We start from the raw sequence: 21373 nt of genomic DNA, 5'->3' as shown, positions 1-21373 counted from the left end.
ATCACTATCACGCCTCTTGCCTCTGTTCTTATGACATAAATTCCTCTCTTGTCTCATAGATTGGGACAAAGTGTCTTTGTATTCGTGTGGAACGGACTACAAGTCGTTTCTGCCGGGGAGGAAGTCGTCATGAAGACGGAAAAAGTGGCTTTAGTGGTTGCTTGTATTGCGATCGTGATAGGAATTGGCAGCACTCAGGGACCGGTAAAGGACATGCTTGCGCAATTGAAGCCGCAGGATGACCTAGCTGTGTGGAAGGATATTTCTAAGCCGGAGAACAATGATCTTCGGACACGGATTGAGACCGCCGCAGCCAAACTTAATGCCCCTCCAGTGAATGCCGTGGTTGATCGGGTATGGAAGGCGATTCCGGGTTATAACGGACTTGAGATTGATGTAGAGAGTACATATCGGAATGCTCTTTTGGCGCCAAAAGAACCTATAAAATTTATGTATCGGCAGATTGAACCACAGATATCACTGAATCAACTGGGAGCTGAACCCATATATCGTGGGAATCCGGCCAAACCGATGGTATCGTTGATGATTAATGTGGCGTGGGGAAATGAGTACATTGTGCCAATGTTGGATGTTTTGGATGAAGAGAACGTTAAAGTTACGTTTTTTCTGGATGGGAGCTGGCTGAGTAAAAATCCGGAGCTGGCTAAAGAAATGCTAAAACGTGGTCATGAGATGGAGAATCATGCTTATACCCACCCTAATATGAGTACTTTAAGTCGTGCGCGAGCTACTGTAGAAATTGAGAAGACACAAAAGCTGTTAAAGGAATCGCTTGGAGTCACTAATAAATGGTTCGCACCCCCTTCTGGTGATTTCGATCAGGAGACAGTAGAAATTGCCAGCAGTTTAGGGCTCAAGACCGTACTATGGACCGTGGATACCGTGGATTGGCGTAATCCTTCTCCTGAATCTGTAGTTGCCAAAATCACAAGCAAAGCGGAACCAGGCACTCTAGTCTTAATGCATCCCACAGCCTCATCCTCCAAAGCTCTGAGGGCCATGATACGTGGAATCAAAGCAAAAGGGTTGCAGTTAGGCACAGTTAGTCAAACGCTCTCAGCAGAGCGGCTGATCCCCTCTAATGTTGAGTGAGAGCTGTATTTCTGGTAGGATTATAGGCACGTGTAATTAAATTAGATAGAACATGGCTATTTGCCAGGAGGACTTGAAGTGGAAAAAATAGTGTTATCCAATGGTTTACGAGTGGTAATGGAGAAAATCCCGACTGGCCGGTCCGTTTCTTTCGGAATCTGGGTAAAGACAGGCTCTCGGAATGAACACCCTGGAAACAACGGGATATCCCATTTTGTAGAACATATGCTTTTTAAAGGTACGGATCGGTACAGCGCCAAGGATATTGCTGAGCAGTTTGACGCCATCGGGGGCAATGTAAATGCGTTTACCTCAAAGGAATATACATGTTATTATGCTAAAGTACTGGATGAGCATCTGCCCATCGCTGTAGATGTATTAGCGGATATGTTCTTCCGTTCACGGATGGACGCTGAAGAGCTGGAGAAAGAAAAGAATGTCATCCTTGAGGAAATCTCCATGTGCGAAGACACGCCGGATGATCTTGTACATGATTTGATGTGTGCTGCTGCCTACAAGGACCATCCGCTAGCGTATTCCATCCTTGGCTTGAAGGAACGGCTGATGGAGATGAAGCCGGATGATCTTCGGGCGTATATGAAGGAACAATACACGATTGAGAATACGGTTATAAGTGTAGCCGGCAACATTAGTGATGGATTGATCGAACTGCTGGAACAGCATTTTGGTTCTTTTGATAATCATGGTACAAGTGCGCCGCTGACTCCACCAGATTACTATGGAGAACTCTTATTTCACCGCAAGAAAACAGAGCAGAATCACATCTGTCTTTCCTTGCCTGGCGTACGTTCTGGCGATCCCTTGCAATATGCTATGGTGCTGATCAATAATGCCGTAGGCGGAGGGATGAGCTCTCGTATGTTCCAGGAAATTCGTGAAAAACGCGGATTAGCTTATTCGGTGTATTCCTATCACAGCTCCCAGGCAGATTCTGGTCTGTTTACGGTCTATGCTGGTACAGCGCCCAAGCAAACAAAAGATGTCATGGAGTTAATCAAGGAAATGATGTACGAACTTGCTACCAACGGCCTCAGTGAAGATGAGCTGAGAAAAGGCAAGGAGCAGCTTAAAGGCAGTCTCATTCTTAGTCTCGAAAGCACTAGCAGCCGAATGAACCGTATCGGAAAAAATGAACTTATGCTCGGAAGACATAATACATTGGACGATATGATCGCCAAAATTCAGCTAGTGACGATGGACAATATCAACAGTGTGCTGGACCATATGTTCGCGGAGCCGCTTTCTTTAGCGATGGTAGGCTCATCAGATAAAGCTATTGCAAATGTTAGGAGAGATGATCTTGTCTTATTACGTACAAATCAATAAACTTACTGGAAACGAGGATGTAAATCTTCCTTGTAAAATGTCGGAGCAAGCTTCCGGTTATGATCTTTATGCTGCAGTTGCGGGTGAAATTGTACTTGCACCAGGAGAGCGTGCTTTAATTCCAACGGGGATTTCACTGGCTATGCCAGAGGGGCTTGAAGCGCAGATCCGTCCGCGTAGTGGACTGGCCTTGAAGCACGGGATTACCTGCTTGAATACACCTGGAACTATAGACGCTGATTACCGCGGAGAGATCAAAGTACTCTTGATCAATCTGGGGCAGGAGCCGTTTGCTATCGCTCGCAATGAGCGGATTGCCCAAATGGTATTTCAAGCTGTTCCAGTGGTTAATTTGGTGGAAGTGGAAGAGTTGTCCGAAACACAACGTGGAGCCGGAGGCTTTGGTCATACTGGCAAATAAGACTGTTGATATAATTCATTTAAAAAGCTTACGAATTCATGCCCAAGGCATGATTCGTGAGCTTTTTTTGTTATGCAGAGTTAATTATCATTAAACATTATTTTCTTCGATTGTTATGCAGATAGCATTTTATAAAGTGCTATCTGCTACTCCAACTACATCCGATTTCCCCATCGAATAAACTCAGCATTTTCATTGGCGCTCTGCCACAACTCTAACCCTACCGTCAAATTAAAAACGAAGCCCCTATCGGACCTCAGCGCTCTTATTAACAACAAATCTTCTTAATTTGGCTGTTTTCGGACCCCAGTGTCACTATTGGATAAAAACACCTGATATCGAACCTGTTTATGTCGAATAAGAGCTCTCCAGTCCGAAACTCCTCCTAAAAGACAAAAAATACACAAATAGTTGCATCTCGGTCCGTAACTCATCAGCCGTAAGCCATCTGCTCATCAGCCATCAGCCATGCGTGCCGGGGATTTCATTTCCGCTCTTCACCCATTAACTATGCCCAGCATAAGATGCTTTATAGTCGATAGTGTATGTTGAAAGGAGCGTCATCCCTATGCTTACTGGCGTCAGGATCGTGTTCCTGGGCGGGGACGCGAGACAGCTTGAAGTGATTCGGAAATGTGTGGAATTGGATGCGACGGTAAGCGCTGCCGGGTTCGATAAGTGGGAGACCCCTAGCCCAGGGGTGAGCCTGGAACAATTGACGGTAGAGCTGCTAAGTAATGCAGATGTATTAGTGTTGCCCACGGTAGGCTGTGATGATGAAGGAAATATTAGTGCTCTATTTTCTTCTGAGCGTTTAACGATTCTGGAGGAGCATTTCACTGCGCTGCCATCCGATTGTTTAGTGTATACCGGTATGGCTAAAAGTTACTTGCGCGGGATGTGTACCAAGCACTCACTAAAGTTAATCGAACTGCTTAATCGTGATGATGTGGCTATTTACAACTCTATCCCGACAGCGGAGGGAGCGCTGGTAATGGCCATTCAGAACACGGATTTTACGATTCACAGCTCGAAATCAATGGTGCTTGGTTTAGGTAGAACTGGATTTACAATGGCTCGAAGTCTACAGGGACTGGGGGCTAGTGTAAAGGTTGGTGTCAGAAAACAAGAACATTATGCACGTGCTGAGGAAATGGGCTGGAAGCCTTTTATGACCAGTGAGCTGCTGCTTCACGTACCGGATGTGGATCTTATATTTAATACGATACCAAGTATGATCATCACCGCTCAGGTGCTCTCGCGGCTTGCGCCGCATTGCGTAATTATTGATCTGGCATCTGCACCAGGCGGTTGTGACTTTCGTTATGCTGAAAAACGTGGGATTAAGGCGATGCTGGCTCCAGGACTCCCTGGCATTGTAGCTCCAAAAAGCGCTGGGATTATTATGGCAAATGCGCTGGTACAGTCGATTTCGGACGAGGCTTTAATCAAGGGGGACGAATAAAATGGATTGGCACGGAAAAACAGTAGGGTATGCGATCACTGGATCTCATTGCACTTTTGCTGAGGTAATGCCACAAATTCAGCGCTTCGTAGACGGGGGAGCAAACGTAGTACCTATAGTTTCAGCATCTGTACTAGGAACAGACACCCGCTTTGGGACATCGCAAAATTGGTTAAAACAGTTGAAAGATATAACAGGGAATGATATCATTTCTACAATTGTTGAAGCGGAGCCGCTGGGTCCTTCCAAGCTGCTGGATGTGCTGACAATAGCACCTTGCACAGGAAATACAACGAGTAAACTGGCTAATGCCATGACGGATAGTCCCGTGCTAATGGCAGCTAAATCGCAGATGCGCAACGGACGTCCACTAGTTCTAGCGATATCTACAAATGATGGATTGGGCCTAAATGCCGCAAATATTGCTAAGCTTCTGGTGGCTAAACATATTTATTTTGTACCATTCGGTCAAGATAACCCTGAGGGTAAACCTAACTCGCTCGTGGCACGCATGGATCTTATCCCGGAAGCTTGCTATGCCGCTTTGCAAGGTAAACAACTACAGCCGATGATCATCGAACGGTTTCATTCAGCATAGAAAATTAACAGAACTCGGCTGATTTTGTTGTGGACAATAAAAGGGGAGATGCACCAAATGAGCAATGAGAAGTGCCAAGATAACGTAGTGGAAACAGCTAAGTTCATTGCTATCAAAAAAATATAAGCAATATTGCTACCGTCCTCAGGTTCGAGGGCGGTACAGCCATTTAACAACTTACTTAACGAATAAGCTCACGTACCGTAATCTTTTCACGAATGATTAGTGTGTTTGCTTTGATAATAATGGGGGAATTATACATGGGTATTCTGGTACAAAAATTCGGAGGAACATCGCTATCCACACCGCAAGCTAGAGAACACGTAATCCGCAATGTCAAAAGAGAGCTGGCAAGTGGCTACAGTCTTGTTATTGTTGTATCGGCCATGGGCCGTCGCGGAGAGCCTTACGCAACAGACACTTTGCTGGAATGGGCCGTGCAGAACGGAGATGCACTTCCTGACCGGGAAAAAGATCTCCTGATGTGCTGCGGTGAAATTATTTCAGCTACTACTCTATGTGGGCTGTTGGAGAATGAAGGTATCGCTTCTACAGTATTAACGGGAGCTCAGGCAGGATTTCTGACAGACAGCAACTATGGCAATGCCAGAATTCTGGATGTACGTCCGGAACGCATTCTCCGTGAGCTGCGTGAGGATAAAGTGGTTATTGTTACCGGGTTCCAGGGCCAGACTGAAGCGGGTGATTTAACAACTTTAGGCCGTGGCGGTAGTGATACCTCTGCTACAGCACTGGGTGCTGCTCTTCATGCTGATATGGTGGATATTTATACGGATGTTAACGGGATACTTACAGCTGATCCACGGATCGTTGAAGATGCTAAGCCATTAACTTACGTTAGTTATACTGAAATTTGCAATATGGCTCATCAGGGAGCAAAAGTCATTCATCCACGTGCGGTTGAGATTGCTATGCAGGCACAGATTCCAGTTCGTGTTCGTTCAACCTTTTCAGAAGCTGAAGGTACGCTGGTTACGAATCCAGAAGGATTTAACGATATCCAAGCAGGGGGTATTGTGGATCGATTCGTTACAGGGATTGCTTATGTCAGCAATGTTACACAGATTTCTGTAGAATGCCCGGACGGTAACGGAACCGGAGTGCAATTGCAAATCTTTAAGAGTATGGCAGATAACGGGATAAGCGTTGATTTTATTAATGTAACACCTACGGAAGCTCTTTATACGGTTTTTGATGACAAATCAGAGAAGGCTATTTCTGCTCTGCAACAGCTGGGTTTGCGACCTAAGAGTTTATCGGGTTGTGCCAAAGTTTCTGTTATCGGGGGCGGAATTAACGGTGTGCCTGGTATTATGGCGCGCATCGTTGAGGCGCTTAGCTCGCAAAACATTCAAATTCTACAATCCGCGGATTCGAATACAACGATATGGGTGCTTGTGAAAAAAGAAGATATGGTGCAGTCCTTGCGTTCGCTGCATGCTATGTTTGAATTGCACCGCTGACAGGGAGGAATTCAAAGTGGATTTCGGAAGATTAATAACAGCCATGGTAACCCCTTTTGATGGGGATGGAGAAATCAACTGGGATGTAACTTCACAGCTTGTCGATTATTTAATTGAGGTACAGAAATCAGAGGCTTTGGTTGTCTGCGGAACGACAGGGGAATCGCCTACGTTAAGCGATGAGGAAAAGCTGCAGCTGTTTTCTTTTGTGCTGGAAAAGGCGAATGGACGTTGTAAAGTTATTGCTGGAACTGGCAGCAATAACACGAAACATTCCATTCATCTGACGAAGGAAGCAGAGAAAATAGGTGTAGATGGAGTGCTTTTGGTCGTTCCTTATTATAATAAACCGAATCAGGAAGGTCTTTATCAGCATTTTTCCACGATTGCTTCAGAGACTTCATTACCAGTGATTCTATATAATGTTCCAGGTCGAACAGGTGTAAGTATGAGCGTGGCCACTACCCTGCGACTTGCTGAGATTCCGAACATCATTGCTACGAAAGAATGCGCGTCTGTGGATCAGGTAACACTTATTGCCTCTGCTTGTTCAGATGATTTCCGTGTATATACAGGTGATGATGCCTCGGGTCTTGCCAGTCTGGCTGTTGGTGGATACGGAATTATAAGTGTATCTAGCCATGTGGTTGGTGCGCAGATGTCAGAAATGATTTACGCTTATACCTCCGGCAATGTTCAGCTTGCTGGAGAGATTCATCGCCAGCTGTTCCCGATTTTTAAAGGAATGTTTGAATGCCCACAACCGCTGCCCAATCCATCAGCAGTAAAATATGCTTTAGGACTCAAGGGGATCCCTGTGGGCGGAGTCAGATTGCCACTTATTTCGCCAACGGAAGCGGAAGCGGCTTTTATTGAAGGACTATTTCACTAAGAATTAATCATTGATGATGAACGTTCTAAACCGGCTACTCTATTGGGGGAGCCGGTTTTTGCATTTATATTTTTTTTCTGAAATATTGAGACGAATTTAAGGAAAGAATTTGGATACGAGGCGGATGACTTGTCTTTTGCCAAAAAAATCATGTATAATGATCTTAAGTGACTGGGTGCGGTTAAAATTAAATATGCGGTAATCTTCCGTCAATGTAATACATTGTGAGACAGGATAGGTCCCAAGATGAGTCTGTTTAAATAAATGACATGTCTTCGCGCGAGGGGCGCGACGGTGAATTTTGACGGCGTTTGTCCGCTTCAATATGAACTTTACTGCCCGGAATCGGGAGCTTTCGCATTGCGCATTTTACAGATTTCAGGAATTTCCTTGTTGATTGGAAGTTATTAGCTGTTTGAAGAATGTGTTCAGCGCCGCTGAAATAATCGAAGTTCGATATTTACCAATAAAAGTATGACGTCCAACATCATAGGAGGGTTAGATTCATTTGTCCAAAAAAAACAACAACGATAAATTGACGATTTTCGCATTGGGCGGAGTCGGAGAAATCGGGAAAAACATGTATGTTATTCAATACGGAGCTGACATTGTAGTCGTGGATTCGGGACTCAAGTTTCCTGAAGAGGATATGCTCGGTATTGACATCGTAATTCCTGATATCTCGTATTTGACAGAGAACCGTGACAAGGTAAGAGGTATTGTGCTTACTCACGGACACGAGGATCACATCGGTGGTCTGCCTTATGTCCTGAAGAATTTGAATGTTCCAGTCTATGGAACAAGATTAACTTTAGGCCTTGTAGAGAACAAATTGAAGGAAGCGAACCTGCTGGGTGACACCAAACGGATTCTGATCAACGAAGATTCAGAAATTCAATTGGGGAACTCACTTAAGGTAACTTTCTTTAGAACCAATCACAGCATTCCTGATTCCGTGGGTGTATGCATTGAGACTCCGGAAGGAAATGTTGTTCATACGGGCGATTTCAAATTTGACCACACCCCAGTCAACGGTCAATTTGCAAATCTGCATCGGATGGCAGAGATTGGCCAAAAGGGCGTGCTTGCTCTTTTGTCGGATAGTACGAATGCTGAGAAACCAGGCTTTACCCCTTCTGAGAAGAATGTCGGTATTGTGCTGGAAGATATTTTCCGCAAAGCTGAGCAACGTGTCGTTGTAGCAACTTTTGCTTCCAATGTGCACCGTATTCAGCAAGTGGTTAATGCAGCAGAATCCACGGGTCGTAAGATTACAGTAATTGGCCGTAGTATGGTTAACGTTGTATCCATCGCTTCTGAGCTTGGGTATCTGAACGTACCTGACGGTATGCTGATCGAACCAGAAGAAATGAATAGAATGGCAGCTAATCGTGTCGTTGTTCTTTGCACAGGCAGCCAAGGCGAGCCAATGTCTGCATTGACACGTATGGCGCGTTCCAGTCATCGTAAAGTAGATATCCTGCCAGGTGATACCGTTATTATTGCGGCAACACCTGTACCAGGTAATGAGAAATATGTAGGCCGTACCATCGATGAATTGTTCCGTCTTGGCGCTGATGTGATTTACAGCGGTTCCAACTCCGGCGTTCACGTATCCGGTCACGGTAGCCAAGAAGAACTTAAGCTTATGCTCAACCTCATGAAGCCGAAATTCTTCATTCCGATCCACGGTGAATTCCGCATGCAACGCAAACATGCTTTGCTGGCAGAATCCGTTGGCGTAGATCCACAGAACATTTTCATCACTGAAATCGGTGAAATTGTTGAGATCCAAGGCGGTGCCGCTCGTAAAGCTGGTAAAGTAACGGCTGGTAACGTATTGATTGACGGACTAGGTGTAGGCGATGTGGGTAACATTGTATTGCGTGACCGTAAGCTGCTGTCTCAAGACGGTATCTTGGTTGTCGTGGTTACACTTAGCAAACAGAATGGTGCCATTGTTTCTGGACCTGACATCATTTCACGTGGTTTCGTTTATGTTCGGGAGTCCGAAGGACTGCTCGACGAAGCTAACCGAATTGTATCCAGTACATTGCAACGCCTGATGAGTGAAAAAGTAAATGAGTGGGCTTCCCTTAAAACAAGCGTAAAAGATTCGCTGGGCCGTTTCTTATATGAACAAACGCGCCGCAGACCGATGATTTTGCCAATTATCATGGAAGTGTAAGGAGAGTTTCTCCTTCAATGAATATATAGCTAGGGCTGAGCCCCTTTTCCCCGGAAATATTGGACGGTTTCCTTGGGAGAAGGGGTTTTTGCATGTCATAATTACTTCATAAGCTGAAAATTGCATAAGGCAGCACCCTGAAATGTCATACTAAGGATTGTTAGTAAGGCAACAGCAGACTAGAGCTGCATATGACAAGGGAGAGCTGCGAAGATGAACTACATCGAAGGATCAAATGGAGCAAAAAATGAGGAAGTTATCCCAGGAGAAACTAATCCGAATCCTAATGAAAATATGCCGCCCACTGCAATGGGAGCGATTAAGGAGCTTGGACAAACGGTAATCCCAAGTGGAGAGCCTGATATTTTTTGCTTAACGATTATTGGTCAGATTGAAGGACATATTGTAATGCCTCCACAGAACAAAACAACAAAGTATGAGCATATCATTCCACAGCTGGTGGCTGCTGAGCAGAATAAAAACATCAAAGGTCTGCTTATCATTTTAAATACGGTAGGTGGAGATGTAGAAGCGGGATTAGCAATTGCGGAAATGATTGCATCCCTCTCCAAGCCAACGGTAACCGTGGTCATTGGAGGCGGGCATAGTATCGGGGTGCCGATTGCAGTTTCCTCCACTTATTCGATCATTGCCGAAAGTGCAACGATGACGATTCATCCGATTCGTATGAATGGTTTAGTGATCGGAGTGCCGCAAACGTTCGAGTATATGGAGAAAATGCAGGAACGTGTCGTTAAATTTGTGACTTCCCATTCGCGTATTTCTGAAGAACAGTTCCGTGATCTCATGTTTAAGACAGGTGAGCTCAATCGTGATATCGGGACGGCTGTGGGGGGCTTGGATGCCGTTAAATATGGCCTTATGGATGAGGTCGGCGGGATCGGAGCGGCTCTAGCGCATCTCAACCGAATGATTGGCGGGGATTTCTCTGCATCGACTCCAGGAGGGATTACGCAATGACACTGTACACAGTAGTTGCAATGGAACAGGTGTGGGAGGGGGCATTTAACAATTATGCAACAACCCGAGAAGTGAGTGTGCAGGGCATGCTGATGCAGGTTGAACCGATGGAGGAAGGGCGTGCGCGGATCGTGAGATTATTGGATTGTCCACTGAACCGTTATCTAGATCCGGCGTTCTCTCCAGGTTCGATAATTACAATAACATAAAGATTCAATTTCTGACAAAAGAGAACATAGGTACGCCACGCCATTATATGGTATAATGTTGTTCCGGGGGTGGCTGGCGTGGCTAAACGAAAAAAGAAGAAGAAAAAAGCGCTGCTCGGCAGCGTTTTAAAATATGAAATATATGGAATTTTATTAATAACTATTTCCGTCATTGCACTGTCTGGTGAAGCAGCCGTAGGGCGCTCACTTTCAAGTATGGCGGGTTACTTATTAGGGAGATTTTATTTTGTGTTGCCGCTTGTCGGCATTTTTTATGGACTTATGGTTATGATCCATCGAAGATGGCCTTCCTCGTGGAACAGCAGGCATACTGGCGTGCTTCTGCTTCTGTTGTCTATGTGCCTTATGAGCACAATATCTGCAATGGAGCAGAAGCTTGGCCCGTTGTCTTTGTTACATCCTGGCAATGTAATGACACAAATACATAATGATCTTTCGGGATCACTTTCACCTGGCTCGAACGACAGCAATGTCTATATGCTGGGTAAGGATATAAGCGGAGGTTACATCGGCGGGTTGGAGTATGCAGCGCTGTTATGGCTTTTTGGCAGTCTGGGCGCTAAGCTGCTTATGATCGTCATGCTGGCGATCAGCTTTATGCTAATTACCAACTTGTCATATGTGGAGATTTTTACGCTTTTGCGAGTGCGCTCGGTTAAGTTTGTGGAGGGGATTCGTCTCCATGCTGCAAATCGCCCGAAGGCGGTCCCAGTAGCGGCGAGACCATCTAGAGCCGCTGCTCCAGCTAAAGCTCGGCAGGTGAAGCAGCCTGTCTATGATGACGAGGATGAAGAAGACGAAGACGATCGGTATCTGCCTAATCGCAAACAACCTGTCCTTTTGAAAAAAATATCTGGCTGGTTCTCAGGTTCCACGCGTTCACAGGTGGAAGCAGATCCTGAGGATGACGATCAGGGTCCAATTGTGACAAGTGCTTCGAGCGGTCCGATTATTTCGGGATTAACACCAGATAGCCGTGTAATTCCATTAGAGGATATCGATCATGATTTTGACGATGCGGATCTGGATATTGAACCTGTGACGCCTATTATTCGAGATTTCTTTGAACATATCCGTTCAGAAGGTTTAAACGAAGAAGATCGGGAAGAGTGGAGTGAATTCTCACCCGCAGCTCGTGGTGAAGCAGCTAAACCTGCTGTAGCCGGAGCTAATGCCGTTAAGCAGCAGCCTACGGATGAGTCTGAGGAGAATGTAAGTATTGACTTGGAAGGCCTGCTAGGTGCTTCTCCAGATGGAGAGATTATTCCCGCTCCTCCAGCACCACCGCCACCGAAGCCATATAAGCTGCCATCGTTCCGTCTTTTAGCCAAACCTAACAATGGTGGCAAAGCTGGAGATCAGAATGATTATATGCAGACAGCCCGTAAATTAGAAGCAACACTTGAAAGCTTTGGGGTACGAGCTAAAGTGCTGGAGGTAGTAAGAGGCCCAGCTGTTACAAGATATGAGATACAACCGGATATTGGGGTTAAGGTTAGCCGTATTGTAAATCTGACGGATGACATTGCCCTTGCACTTGCAGCCAAAGACATTCGGATGGAAGCACCGATTCCGGGTAAATCTGCGATCGGGATAGAAGTTCCGAACTCTGAAGTGTCTATTGTTACCATGCGCGAAGTTATGGAAACACAGATTTTTCAGGAGGCTGAATCCAGATTATCGATTGCTTTTGGCCGTGATATTTCCGGCCAGACCATTATCGGCAATCTGGCTAAGATGCCCCATTTATTGGTGGCCGGTGCAACTGGCTCCGGTAAATCAGTCTGTATCAACGGGATTATAACAAGCATCTTATACAAAGCTAAACCTGATGAGGTCAAATTCCTCATGGTCGATCCTAAGATGGTCGAGCTGAATGTGTATAACGGAATTCCCCATCTTTTGGCTCCGGTTGTCACAGATCCAAAGCGGGCAAGCCTAGCCTTGAAGAAGATCGTAGTCGAAATGGAGAAGCGTTATGAGCTATTCTCCAAATCGGGAACACGGAATATGGAAGGTTATAATAAGCTAATGGCTGAGAATCCAGCGGCTATTCTACCGTATATCGTTGTTATTGTGGACGAGCTTGCGGATTTGATGATGGTTGCAGCCAATGATGTTGAGGATGCGATTTGCCGACTTGCACAAATGGCGCGGGCGGCAGGGATTCATCTAATTATCGCTACACAACGTCCTTCAGTAGATGTCATCACAGGTTTAATTAAAGCTAATATTCCATCCCGGATCGCTTTTGGCGTATCGTCCAATGTGGATTCACGTACCATTCTGGATATGCCCGGTGCAGAGAAGTTGTTAGGCCGAGGTGATATGTTGTTCTTACCAATGGGCGCATCTAAGCCTATTCGTGTACAGGGAGCTTTTATGAGTGACCAAGAAGTAGAGACTATTGTTCAATATGTCAGCAGTCAAGGTGAAGCCGAATACGATGAGTCCATCGTTCCTGAAGTGGATGATACAATCACTGAGGATCAGGAGCCACAGGATGAATTATACGAGCAAGCCGTACAAATTGTACTAGAGGCTAAGCAGGCTTCAGTGTCGCTGCTGCAGCGTCGTATGCGGGTCGGTTATACCCGTGCAGCCCGGTTGATTGACTCTATGGAGGCTCGTGGGGTCATCGGTCCTTATGAGGGCAGTAAGCCGCGTGAGGTGCTGATGTCACTTGAGCAATATCAGCATAACAAGATCAGCTCCTAAGCTGGAGAAGCCCGTCGAAACCTTCAATAGACAGTAAAAGAGATGGCCACTTTATGAAGTGGACCATCTCTTTTTTTGTATCTTGAGTACTTATTTGACTCTTGGCGCAGCAAGCAAAGCTTCAACAATATAATCCAGTTGCACATTTAGAGAATAGATATCACTGTAATAACCTAAGCCAAAATCGATCTCCATCAAACGGCCTTCTTTCACGGCAGGGATATTGTTCCAAATTGGGTTTTGGGTCAGATCAGCCATACCATCATAAGAGGAGCGGAAGATATAGTCACCACTGTATTTGCCAAGGACTTCAAAGGATACGGATTCCCCATCCGCACCAGTCGCCGTATCTATTTTCTGTTGAATGATGTCCGGCGCCTTCATGCCTAAATATTCATAAATGATTTGTGAACCACGTCCGAATTGTTTGCTCGCCACAACAGCCATGCTGTTGTCTTTTCCACCTTCCATGATGGATATTGTGTGATCAAGAATACCAGCTTCTTGCAGCTTTTGTTTGCTGACCTCAACTTTTTTATGGAAATCAGTAAATAATTCTTTTGCTTGATCTTCTTTGCCTACGACTTGTCCAATAAAGGACACCCGTTCTTCTGTTGACATTTTTTCATACGGAACTAAGACTGTTGGCGCAATTTGGTGAAGGGCTTCATAAGTTTCCTCTGACGGCACAATGATAAGATCGGGATTAAGAGCAAGGATTGCTTCAGGGCTAGCCTCAAACCAGGTGCCAAGCTTTTGCACATCTTTTAGCTCATCTTCAAATGCTGCACCCTCGGATACATCGGATACACCTATAGGTTTAATGCCGAGAGCCAGTACATCACCGAGCAAATAAAGAACTACAACTCTTTGTGGACTAGTGGGAACGGCAATGTCTCCTTTAACTGTGGAAATTATCCGGGTTTGTGCTTCGACAGCAGCTTTGTCTGTATTTGCCCCTGTACTTGTTTCTGCTGAGGGGGTGGGTTTCCCATTGCTTGATGCATTTGAATTTGTGGTTCCCGTGGAACAAGCGCTTAACACTATGGTAAAGCATAATAACAGGGTGAGCAGTAATGATGGTTTGGCATTTCTAAACATTGGTAATTCCCCTTCTCCGTTATATTGATAATGATTATCATAATCAATATAACGGAGAGGTTGTGTTCGGGCAATGTCAATTTGTGCACCTTGAGATGGCATATCACGCCAACTGGAGTGGGTGATAACTTTATTTTTGTATCGGACAGGGGAGATTCCGTAATATTTTTTAAACATTTTTCCTAGATAATAGCCATCAGGATAACCTACTGCAATTGCGATGTCATGCAAGCTAGCCTCTGTGTTCAGGAGCAATATTTTCGATTTTTCCATGCGGATGTTGATTAAGTACTGAGCAGGGCTAGTCTGCAGCTGTGTTCTGAATAATCTGGATAATGTTCTAGGGCTGCTGTTTACCGCTTTAGCTAATTTTTCAAGAGAGAAGGTTTCCTTATAATAAGTCTGCATATAGCGAATTGCTTGATCTAGCGGATCAGGTTGAATTAACTGTGTTTCCAGCGTATGCAGCTGCCTAAGCATCTCATAAATCCATTGATAAAAAAGTGTTTTGACATACAGCCGATCCAAAATCCCTGTTTTGCTCCAATCAATAAACATGTTCTCCATCTTATCAAATAAGGGCAGTGGACTAGTAGGCGTAAATCCATATTGGAGATTAAAGGGATTATTGTGTTCCATGATTGCTTTTAGATTGTTGCGTGAGGCGAGTGAAAGGTTTGCTTTATATAAAATTAAGTAATACTCCAGTAGTTCATCCATGCGTAAAAATTGAATGTTCATTCCTTTTCCACCATGAAGGATATGAAAGTTGCTGATCTCGTGCGGGACCTCGTCAATTAGTATTTCGGCCTTGCCGTTTATGATCAACAAGAATGCACTTGAGGGCAGCTGATAATGTGAATTCAGATCACCTGATCGTTGAAAAGTATGGCGTATATCAATAATTTCTATTAATGCGTGGTTCCACAATAACATGTGGTCCTTTAAATTCATGATTAATATCAACTCCAACGTTTTCTTATTTCGATTATAGTTGATAATCATTCTCAATTACAATGAAATGCTATTACTTCTTTTTTAGTAATGCATAGGATGTCCTGACAGTCGTCATAATAACTTTAGCCATTCATGCAGAACTCACAAAAGAAAGGTAGAGCGAACCCCTATGAAGAAACATAAGTTGTGGATCTTTGCTTCTTTAACCCTTGCACTTGCTGCCGCACCGTTTGCAGGAATGTTGCTCCAGGGTAATGGCATAGTACAGACCAAGCAAAGTGCTGCTGCGTCATTTGTCCATGAACTAAATCATCCTGAAGAAGAGGCCTTGCCTGCCTTCAGCACGACTCCGATTAAACTAGGTTCTTCTGGTCAGGATGTTTATGAGTTGCAAGGACGTTTAAAACATCTGGGCTTTTATGAAGGGAAAATAGACAGTCAGTTTGGTCCGAAAACGAAAAATTCAGTAACGTGGTTTCAATGGAAGTTTGGAATGAAGTCTGATGGCATCGTAGGCGCTAAGACTAAGTTGAAATTGTATAACGCAACTAAGAACTGGAAGCCGACAGAGTCGGCTTCAGCAACCGGAAATAATACAGCAAACAACAACACCGGTAACAAAACAAATACAACCAATAATTCGGATTCAGCGTCTCTGTCTTCAGGGAATACGATGGGATTATCAGAAAATGATCTCAAAATTATGGCTAATGCCGTCTATGGTGAATCAAGAGGTGAACCTTTCGAAGGTCAAGTTGCTGTTGCTGCAGTAATCTTGAACCGGGTAAAATCTCCGAGCTTTCCTAATACACCGTCTGGCGTTATTTTTCAGCCGGGAGCTTTTACAGCTGTAGCTGACGGGCAGATTTATTTGGAGCCAAATGAGCAGGCACGAAAAGCAGTGCAGCAAGCGCTGAATGGCTGGGACCCTTCGGGTGGATGTTTGTATTATTTCAACCCTAAAACGGCGACCTCCAAATGGATTTGGACTCGTCCACAGGTCAAGACTATCGGCCAGCATATTTTCTGTATGTAGATAAGTAAAGAAGTAAATCCAGAGAGCAACCGGGAAGAGGCATCCGGTTGCTTCCTTACTTTGGAATGGTTTAGAATGGTTATTAATTCATAAACATGTTAATGAGCAACTATCCACGCGGTAAAGGAGTTTTGGACTTGACTAATAATGTATTTCAGCATGGCAACGTTGCAGGTATGCGTATTCACGTGATGCCTACCAAGGCGTTCAAGACCTACGCCATCTCACTTTATGCCGGCGTCCCACTTAATGAGGATATGGTCACCCCTACAGCACTTGCTCCATTTGTGCTCCGCAGAGGTACCGCTTCTTATCCAGAGACTACTCAATTCCGCGAGCGTTTGGAGGAGCTGTATGGCGCTGGATTTGGTTTTGATATTTATAAAAGAGGCGATTATCAGATTGTTCAGTTTCGCATGGACACCATTAATGACTCCTTCGTGCAGAGTCAGGAGAGCTTGCTTGAACAATCCTTTGCTTTTCTAGGAGAAGTCCTGACCCGTCCATTGGTGGAGGATGGAAGCTTCCGTCCTTCCTATGTTGCAACAGAGCGTGAAACAGTGCGCAAGAAGCTGGAATCTATCGTAAATGATAAGATTCGTTATGCAGCGGAGCGCTGTATCGAAGAAATGTGCCGTAACGAGCCCTATCGTCTTCATCCACTGGGTCAAAGAGCGGATTTGGACCGGATTACCCCAAAAAGTTTGTACGAATCCTATAATTCATGGCTGGATGGAGCTATTTTGGATCTCTATGTAGTGGGAGATACGACTACTGAGGAAGTTGAAAAGCTTGTAAAGCATCACTTCGGACGCATTCAGTCGGAGGTGGGCTTATATAGTTCCAAGTTTGTCCCAGTATCCGTCAGCGAGGTAAGGACGGTAGAGGAGAAGCTGGATGTCAGTCAGGGCAAGTTGAACATGGGTCTGCGCACATCAATTACGTATAAGGACGATACATATGCGTCCGCACTTATGTACAACGGAATATTAGGAGGGTATCCACACTCCAAACTCTTCGTCAATGTACGGGAGAAGGCCAGTCTTGCATATTATGCTTCTTCACGCTATGACGGTCACAAGGGGATTGGAACGATACAATCAGGCATCGAAACGCAAAATTACAACAAAGCTGTTGAAATTATAGAGAAACAACTGGAAGAGATGAAAGCTGGCAACATCAGTGATCTGGAGTTAAGCCAGACCAAAGCCATGATCCGCAATCAGCTTTCCGAGATTCCGGATTCTGCTTTTGAGATGATCTCTTACGACTTCAACCGCCAGTTGTCAGGAAAAGAACGGACAGCGGATCAGCTGCTAGAAGAGGTGGAACAAATCGGTGCAGGGGAAGTAAAAGCCGCAGCGGAGACCTTTCAGCTGGATACGATTTATTTCTTGACAGGGAAGGAGGAATAGAGATGGAACAGATTCAATACGACAGACTTCAAGAGACCCTTTATCATGAGGTGATGGATAATGGGCTTCAGGTTTATGTATTGCCAAAACCAACATTCAAAAAAACTTACGCAACATTTGCAACTAAATACGGTTCTGTAGATAACCATTTTCATGTCGCAGGTGGAGAAGAGACCACTGTTCCTGATGGTATAGCTCACTTTTTGGAGCACAAAATGTTTGAAGAGCCAGAAGGCGATATTTTTGCCACTTTTGCCTCAAATGGAGCTTCAGCTAACGCTTTTACAAGTTTCGATCAGACGGTTTATCTTTTCTCGGCAACAGAAAACATAGAGACCAACCTTAGTACACTCGTTGATTTTGTGCAACGACCTTATTTTACGGATGAGAATGTAGAAAAGGAAAAAGGGATCATTGGTCAAGAAATCAATATGTATGCAGATAATCCAGACTGGCGTGTGTACTTTGGCCTTATTGAGGCGATGTATTCGAAACATCCGGTTCGGATTGATATTGCCGGAACTATAGAGTCGATTAGTACGATTACGAAAGAAACACTGTACACTTGTTACAATTCTTTTTATCATCCCAGCAATATGCTGTTGTTCGTAGTGGGTGGTGTGGATCCGGAGAAGGTATTCTCCTTGATTCGCAGCAATCAGCAGGGGAAATCTTATGGTAAACAAGGTGAGATTAAGCGTATTTTTGAAGAGGAGCCGGAACAAGTCGCTACGAAGCGCTTGGAAAGTAAACTCGCCGTTTCGATGCCTAAGATTATGTTTGGATTTAAGGAAAAAGTTGATGGTCTTACAGGTGAAGCTGCGCTTAAGCGTGATCTGGCCACTAAGCTTATGCTTGATTTGCTGGTTGGCAGCAGCACAGCGTTGTACCAAAAGCTCTATGATGAAGAACTGATCTCAGACAGCTTTGGCCATGAATTTAATAGTTCAGAACAATATGCTTTTTCAGCTATGGGTGGAGATACCAAGGACCCTGATTTGCTTCTAAAACGAATAAAAGAAGAAGTGGATCAGATCTTAAAGTCTGGCTTTGCTGAGAAGGATTTCGAGCGGGCACGGAAAAAGAAAATAGGCGGATATTTGCGCATGCTGAACTCCCCTGAAAGTATCGCACATGAATTTACACGTTACCAATTCCGCGGTGGTGACCTGTTTGAAGTTCTGCCTATTTACGAATCGATTACTTTAGCTGAAGTGAATGAGCGTTTACATGCCCATGTAAATTGGGAGCAGCTCGCTGTTTCACTAGTGGTGAGTCCTTAAATGGCGCTTTTGGGAGAGAGCAACAAACCATTAGGAGAAATGACAGTTCTGGTGACAGGGGGCAGCGGGGGAATCGGTGGCGCCATTGCAGAACGGTTTGCCTCTGTGGGCATGAATATTGTTATACACTACAAGCACTCACATGAAGCTGCTAATGATGTCGCTCGGCGTTGTATGGCCCTTGGAGCAAAGGTAATGACTGTAAATGCGGATATGAAGGATCGCAGTCAGATTGTACGAATGGCGGAGAAGCTTGAAAGCAATGGAATGCAGCCGGATATCCTTGTTAACAATGCCGGTAAATCTCATTACGGGATGCTCGCTGATGTGAGCGAAGAGGAATGGGACGATATTATGGCCATTAACTTGAAAGGTACCTTTATGTGCAGCCAGATTTTTATGCCGTACATGGTATCCCAGCGTTATGGCCGAATCATCAACGTTTCTTCCGTGTGGGGAATATCGGGAGCCTCTTGTGAGGTCGCTTATTCAGCCAGTAAAGGCGGAGTAAATGCTTTTACTAAGGCGTTAGCCAAAGAATTAGCACCTTCTGGCGTAACTGTGAACGCGGTAGCTCCAGGAGCGGTTAATACGAATATGTTGTCTAACCTACAGGAGGATGAGGTCCGGATGCTGGAGGATGAGATTCCGGCGGGACGTTTGGCTACTCCGAACGAAATCTCCTCATTGATTTACTTTTTGGCACTGCCAGAATCCGGGTATATTACTGGGCAGATCATTAGCCCTAACGGTGGCTGGATTACGTAATGCTTAACTTGGAGAAAAGCTCCAGCATAAGAAGCTATCGTCTGAGACATATTATAAGTGTTGTTTTTTAATCTCTCGTAAGGCGGCTTACAGCCTGTATGCAGGTGTTCGACCGTAAACATGAAGGAGGATTTAAGATGACACAAGACGATAGCGTAATCAAAAATTTTGACACCTGGAAGAAATTCCTAGGTAAACGGGTTGTACAGGCAGAGAAACTTGGGATGAGTCAAGACACAATCTCAAAGCTGGCTTTTGAAATCGGGGAATTCCTTGATGAAAAAGTGGATCCAGCAAACACTCAAAACCGTGCGATCAAAGAGCTATGGGATGTCGGCAACGATGAAGAAAAGCAAACGATTGCTAAACTCATGGTCAAGTTGGCGAAAGACAACGCCTAAGCTTGCGGAAAAGCTCCCCCTGTGGGAGCTTTTCTGCAATTATTACAGGACTGACCTTGCCTTTCATTTTTATTTTATATATCATTAACATGACCCGTGTAAAAGACCGCTTTGCCGGGGCAGCTTTTTTTGCTGTATTGGCAAAGGGTAGGGAAAAGGAATCTATGAGGTGTACAAGTGGAATATAAACAGTGGTATATGGAATACAAGATTCACAAGAACAGACCCGGTCTGCTTGGTGATATCGCTTCAATGTTAGGGATGCTGGAAGTTAACATTCTGACGATTAATGGAGTTGAAGGAAAAACTCGCGGAATGTTGCTGGAGACCAATGATGATGAGAAAATTATGCTGATGGGCGAAATGCTCAAAAAAGTTGATAATATTACAGTTTCAGCTCTGCGGTCTCCTAGGCTCGTGGACAAGCTGGCTGTGCGCCATGGGCGATATATTGAACGGGATTCAGATGATCGGAAGACGTTTCGATTCACCCGCGATGAGTTAGGTCTATTGGTTGATTTTCTCGGTGAGCTGTTTAAAAAAGATGGGAATCAGGTTATAGGACTGCGTGGTATGCCCCGTGTAGGAAAGACGGAATCCATTATAGCTGGCAGTGTCTGTGCTATGAAACGATGGACATTTGTCTCGTCCACACTGTTGCGGCAGACGGTGCGGAGTCAATTGGCTGAAGATGAGATGAACCCACATAATGTATTTATTATTGATGGTATAGTTAGTACGATCCGCTCTAATGAGAAACATTATAATTTATTACAAAATGTTATGAGCATGCCAAGCACAAAGGTTATAGAGCATCCAGATATTTTCGTACGCGAATCTGAGTACAGTTATGATGACTTTGATATTATTATTGAGCTGCGGAATAATCCAACTGAAGAAATCTTGTACGAGTCCTTTACGACGAGCTACAGTGATGATTTATAGAACACAAACAATGAAGAATACACTTCCGAG

Annotated in this window: 18 protein-coding genes; 17 read left to right on the top strand and 1 reads right to left on the bottom strand. The window is 44.7% G+C overall.

Annotation, left to right across the window (positions count from 1 at the left end):
• The first annotated feature begins 129 nt into the window (after nt 1-129).
• From MKZ16_RS19195 to MKZ16_RS19145, 11 genes are all read left to right on the top strand, one after another.
• Nucleotides 130-1113, top strand: a complete 984-nt coding sequence (locus MKZ16_RS19195) for a polysaccharide deacetylase family protein (protein WP_076106339.1) — start codon at nt 130-132, stop codon at nt 1111-1113.
• 78 nt (nt 1114-1191) lie between these two features.
• Complete coding sequence (locus MKZ16_RS19190) at nt 1192-2460, top strand: pitrilysin family protein (protein ID WP_036688449.1); 1269 nt, start codon at nt 1192-1194, stop codon at nt 2458-2460.
• On the top strand, nt 2435-2881 hold the full coding sequence (gene dut / locus MKZ16_RS19185; protein WP_170914171.1) for a dUTP diphosphatase: 447 nt from the start codon (nt 2435-2437) through the stop codon (nt 2879-2881). The genes MKZ16_RS19190 and dut overlap by 26 nt, the downstream gene beginning before the upstream one ends.
• 568 nt (nt 2882-3449) lie before the next feature.
• Nucleotides 3450-4346, top strand: a complete 897-nt coding sequence (gene dpsA / locus MKZ16_RS19180) for a dipicolinate synthase subunit DpsA (protein WP_036688445.1) — start codon at nt 3450-3452, stop codon at nt 4344-4346.
• Between the two features lies 1 nt (nt 4347).
• A complete protein-coding gene (locus MKZ16_RS19175) occupies nt 4348-4944 on the top strand; it encodes a dipicolinate synthase subunit B (RefSeq protein WP_036688443.1) in 597 nt (198 codons plus the stop codon).
• 260 nt (nt 4945-5204) lie between these two features.
• On the top strand, nt 5205-6428 hold the full coding sequence (gene dapG / locus MKZ16_RS19170; protein WP_076106337.1) for an aspartate kinase: 1224 nt from the start codon (nt 5205-5207) through the stop codon (nt 6426-6428).
• A gap of 16 nt (nt 6429-6444) precedes the next feature.
• On the top strand, nt 6445-7320 hold the full coding sequence (dapA, locus tag MKZ16_RS19165) for a 4-hydroxy-tetrahydrodipicolinate synthase (protein ID WP_036688439.1): 876 nt from the start codon (nt 6445-6447) through the stop codon (nt 7318-7320).
• Nucleotides 7321-7828: 508 nt separating this feature from the next.
• A complete protein-coding gene (locus MKZ16_RS19160; RefSeq protein WP_036688436.1) occupies nt 7829-9508 on the top strand; it encodes a ribonuclease J in 1680 nt (559 codons plus the stop codon).
• A 213-nt stretch (nt 9509-9721) separates the two neighbouring features.
• The gene (locus tag MKZ16_RS19155) at nt 9722-10489 is read left to right on the top strand and encodes an ATP-dependent Clp protease proteolytic subunit (protein WP_038571914.1); all 768 of its coding nucleotides are present in this window, start codon (nt 9722-9724) and stop codon (nt 10487-10489) included.
• On the top strand, nt 10486-10698 hold the full coding sequence (locus MKZ16_RS19150; RefSeq protein ID WP_038571911.1) for a YlzJ-like family protein: 213 nt from the start codon (nt 10486-10488) through the stop codon (nt 10696-10698). Before MKZ16_RS19155 ends, MKZ16_RS19150 begins: the two co-directional genes overlap by 4 nt.
• A gap of 78 nt (nt 10699-10776) precedes the next feature.
• Nucleotides 10777-13437, top strand: a complete 2661-nt coding sequence (locus tag MKZ16_RS19145) for a DNA translocase FtsK (RefSeq protein ID WP_038571908.1) — start codon at nt 10777-10779, stop codon at nt 13435-13437.
• Between the two features lie 90 nt (nt 13438-13527).
• On the opposite strand, the gene MKZ16_RS19140 is transcribed toward MKZ16_RS19145, so the two are convergent.
• Nucleotides 13528-15492 carry an ABC transporter substrate-binding protein gene (locus MKZ16_RS19140; protein WP_076106336.1) on the bottom strand — a complete coding sequence of 655 codons (1965 nt, stop codon included), beginning with the start codon at nt 15490-15492 and terminating at the stop codon, nt 13528-13530.
• Between the two features lie 172 nt (nt 15493-15664).
• Here MKZ16_RS19140 and sleB point away from each other — a divergent pair, with 172 nt between their 5' ends.
• The 6 genes from sleB to MKZ16_RS19110 all read left to right on the top strand — a co-directional run bounded on the left by sleB (nt 15665) and on the right by MKZ16_RS19110 (nt 21343).
• Nucleotides 15665-16531: a spore cortex-lytic enzyme gene (gene sleB, locus MKZ16_RS19135; RefSeq protein WP_036688421.1), complete on the top strand. Its 867-nt coding sequence runs from the start codon at nt 15665-15667 to the stop codon at nt 16529-16531.
• 176 nt (nt 16532-16707) lie between these two features.
• On the top strand, nt 16708-17946 hold the full coding sequence (locus tag MKZ16_RS19130) for a pitrilysin family protein (protein ID WP_244886521.1): 1239 nt from the start codon (nt 16708-16710) through the stop codon (nt 17944-17946).
• Nucleotides 17947-17948: 2 nt separating this feature from the next.
• Nucleotides 17949-19229 (top strand): pitrilysin family protein, encoded by a 1281-nt coding sequence (locus tag MKZ16_RS19125; protein WP_038571902.1) that lies wholly within the window; start codon nt 17949-17951, stop codon nt 19227-19229.
• The gene (gene fabG, locus MKZ16_RS19120; RefSeq protein WP_036688412.1) at nt 19230-19997 is read left to right on the top strand and encodes a 3-oxoacyl-ACP reductase FabG; all 768 of its coding nucleotides are present in this window, start codon (nt 19230-19232) and stop codon (nt 19995-19997) included. It begins immediately after the preceding gene.
• A gap of 137 nt (nt 19998-20134) precedes the next feature.
• The gene (locus tag MKZ16_RS19115) at nt 20135-20398 is read left to right on the top strand and encodes a DUF3243 domain-containing protein (protein ID WP_036688409.1); all 264 of its coding nucleotides are present in this window, start codon (nt 20135-20137) and stop codon (nt 20396-20398) included.
• Between the two features lie 177 nt (nt 20399-20575).
• Nucleotides 20576-21343, top strand: a complete 768-nt coding sequence (locus MKZ16_RS19110; protein WP_036688406.1) for a DUF3388 domain-containing protein — start codon at nt 20576-20578, stop codon at nt 21341-21343.
• Nucleotides 21344-21373 lie beyond the last annotated feature (30 nt).

This window comes from Paenibacillus sp. FSL R5-0928, assembly GCF_037970385.1.
Taxonomy (GTDB): domain Bacteria; phylum Bacillota; class Bacilli; order Paenibacillales; family Paenibacillaceae; genus Paenibacillus_AQ; species Paenibacillus_AQ odorifer.
This window is presented reverse-complemented; position numbering and strand designations above follow the sequence as displayed.

What these genes read in the sequence shown, in the direction of transcription:
- dpsA (WP_036688445.1), top strand. Translation starts at nt 3,450, where the DNA reads ATGCTTACTGGCGTCAGGATCGTGTTCCTGGGCGGGGACGCGAGACAG.
- dapG (WP_076106337.1), top strand. Translation starts at nt 5,205, where the DNA reads ATGGGTATTCTGGTACAAAAATTCGGAGGAACATCGCTATCCACACCG.
- MKZ16_RS19175 (WP_036688443.1), top strand. Translation starts at nt 4,348, where the DNA reads ATGGATTGGCACGGAAAAACAGTAGGGTATGCGATCACTGGATCTCAT.
- MKZ16_RS19130 (WP_244886521.1), top strand. Translation starts at nt 16,708, where the DNA reads ATGCGTATTCACGTGATGCCTACCAAGGCGTTCAAGACCTACGCCATC.
- MKZ16_RS19150 (WP_038571911.1), top strand. Translation starts at nt 10,486, where the DNA reads ATGACACTGTACACAGTAGTTGCAATGGAACAGGTGTGGGAGGGGGCA.
- fabG (WP_036688412.1), top strand. Translation starts at nt 19,230, where the DNA reads ATGGCGCTTTTGGGAGAGAGCAACAAACCATTAGGAGAAATGACAGTT.
- MKZ16_RS19115 (WP_036688409.1), top strand. Translation starts at nt 20,135, where the DNA reads ATGACACAAGACGATAGCGTAATCAAAAATTTTGACACCTGGAAGAAA.
- MKZ16_RS19140 (WP_076106336.1), bottom strand. Translation starts at nt 15,492, where the DNA reads ATGAATTTAAAGGACCACATGTTATTGTGGAACCACGCATTAATAGAA.
- sleB (WP_036688421.1), top strand. Translation starts at nt 15,665, where the DNA reads ATGAAGAAACATAAGTTGTGGATCTTTGCTTCTTTAACCCTTGCACTT.
- MKZ16_RS19195 (WP_076106339.1), top strand. Translation starts at nt 130, where the DNA reads ATGAAGACGGAAAAAGTGGCTTTAGTGGTTGCTTGTATTGCGATCGTG.
- MKZ16_RS19155 (WP_038571914.1), top strand. Translation starts at nt 9,722, where the DNA reads ATGAACTACATCGAAGGATCAAATGGAGCAAAAAATGAGGAAGTTATC.
- MKZ16_RS19125 (WP_038571902.1), top strand. Translation starts at nt 17,949, where the DNA reads ATGGAACAGATTCAATACGACAGACTTCAAGAGACCCTTTATCATGAG.